The following is a 2191-nucleotide window of genomic DNA, read 5'->3' as shown; positions in this document are numbered from 1 at the left end:
TAGCTAAAGACTATTAAAGCTAGCTTAAAATCAGTGGTTTTTATATTCGGTATTACACGTTTTGAATTGAGCGTTGCAATTGTAGGCAACGGTCTAGTATAAAAATAGTTGCGTATAAGCGAACGCGGATTTTTCGCAGAAAAATCAGCCTTAGCAAACAAACAATAACCTTTGGAAAACCCAAAAAAGCAATTAGTTTTATACATTGTTGTGGCGCGTTTTTTTTTTCTTTTTCTCTCTTTCAGCAATTTAGGATATATTTGTCAAAGTTCGGCAAAGTCAGCAATCTTTATTTATAAAAATTCATAAGCGTCAGATGTTTTTGGTCAGCAGCAATTTCTGAGTATCTAAAATTTACAATTCAGTCAGCAGAGATTTTTAAGGTTCAATATCAACAACTAAATCAGCCAAAATTAGTGATTTTCAGAAGCGATATTTTCTTTGGTCAGCTTTTAGATCAGTCAGATTATTAGCTTTTCAGAACCTTACTAATTCCGCAGAATTTTTGGTTCAGAATGCGCCACAACGTTGTTGTGTATGGTTAGTTGCGTGATTTAAGCCCTAAAGTTAGCAAAAAAATCACAGATAGAAAGTCCCCGAGGACTTTCGTAAGTAGGCAATAATCCAGCAATTAATTATACACGGTGTTAGGGTTTGTTTTTTTTCTGCTCAAACTTATACTATAACTTCCTTTAAGCGAAACATAGTAATTTCCAAATCCTTCGGATACTAATGGATTAATTTCTAAATCACCAAATATTTTACTATACTCGAAACTCAAATCGAAACGGTTAAAAACTGACATTCCGATTATTGGTCTAATTCCAGTATTTATTTTTTTTTCCGCTCTTGATACAGTATAAATTCCAATCCCTACTCCAATGTAAGGTCGAATTTTGCTCTTTAAAAAATAGTAATTAATTGTTGGCGAAAATGAAAAAATATCAAAAGAGCTTATAGCGTCAGTTGTAGCTTTTTCCTCAACAATTGCATATTCCATATTTAGACCTAATGAAATATTCTCTTTAAAGTACCACTTTGGGTATATATGAAGTCCTAATCCTGAATTTTCTCCATTGAATTTATTCAAATCACTATTAAAGTAGCGTTCGGGCATATTCCATTGGATTCCAAAGTTTAATTTGAAGTCTTGTTTTTCCTGTCCGAAAATACTAAAAGTTGCAAAAAATGCAATTACAAATATTAAATTTCTCTTCATTTCATTTTTTTTAAATAAACCCTAACGTTGTTGTATAAGCTTTGTTGCGTTGGTTTAGCAGTAAAGTTAATAAATAATTACTGACCAAGAAAGTCTGCGAGGACTTTCGCAAGTAGGCAAAAAGCCAGCAATAAAGTTTATACGGTGTTACCTGCAGTTTTTATTTTTTCCAATTTTAATTTATAATATTCAGCCTTTTTAATATTTCCTAAAGTTCGATAAATATTTTCTATTTCTTGAATTATGAATTCGGATGAAACTCCATTTTTTTCTGATATTAGAAAATAATTCAATGCTTCTTTATGTCTGTTTTCATCTCTCAATATATACCCTAAATCTTCGGCAATAACACTTTTTTCTTTACTTTTTTCTAAACCTTCCTTTAGTACTTTTATTGATAATTCAGGATTGAATCTTGAATAATATAATTCATAAGAACCAAAACAGTCAGAGGCTATTGCTGGAATTATTTCTATACTCATAGAATCATAGGCATAAGAATATTGAGGATTTTCCAAGTTATATATTACAAAGTCAACTATTCGTTCAGGAGTACTTACATTAATATATGCAGATTTATATATTCCAGTTTTCTCTATTTTGTAAGCTTTTACTAGATAATGACCTTCTCCTTTTGGTATTATCTTTAAAGTAGTCGGTTTAATATTCCATTCAATTGGGTTTTCGCTTTCAGAATTAATTATTTCGTAAATTCCACAGTCAGGATTATTTCCAATGATATTGATTAATTCAGAAGTTAAATTTTCCTTATTCAAATTATTTTTCTTTTTTTCAAAATTGCACCCAATAAGACTGAATATTATTAATAGAACTAAATATTTCATTTCTTTCTTCGAGTTTTTTTTCAAATTGCAGGTAACGTGTTGCATATGGAAAGTTGTGATTTGCGCGCAATGAAATTCCGAAGGAATTTCAGCAGTAAGTAAATAAACAACTTCCATAATTAAGACA

At 30.2% G+C, this 2191-nt stretch carries 3 protein-coding genes; all 3 read right to left on the bottom strand.

All coding sequences use genetic code 11. From position 1 onward, the window contains the following. Nucleotides 1-248 (bottom strand): hypothetical protein (locus M890_RS16960; RefSeq protein WP_232219158.1); only part of this gene is annotated, 248 nt, incomplete at its 3' end. Nucleotides 249-631: 383 nt separating this feature from the next. After that, nucleotides 632-1219, bottom strand: coding sequence for a hypothetical protein (locus M890_RS0113930; protein WP_028284103.1), 588 nt, complete (start codon nt 1217-1219; stop codon nt 632-634). A gap of 137 nt (nt 1220-1356) precedes the next feature. Beyond that, a partial coding sequence (locus M890_RS16525) for a tetratricopeptide repeat protein (RefSeq protein WP_051437548.1) occupies nt 1357-2191 on the bottom strand: 835 nt, incomplete at its 5' end.

The sequence above is a fragment of the Olleya marilimosa CAM030 genome, assembly GCF_000518485.1.
Taxonomy (GTDB): Bacteria; Bacteroidota; Bacteroidia; order Flavobacteriales; family Flavobacteriaceae; genus Olleya; species Olleya marilimosa.
The sequence above is the reverse complement of the archived record's forward strand: the minus strand, read 5'-3'. Positions and strand labels throughout refer to the sequence as shown.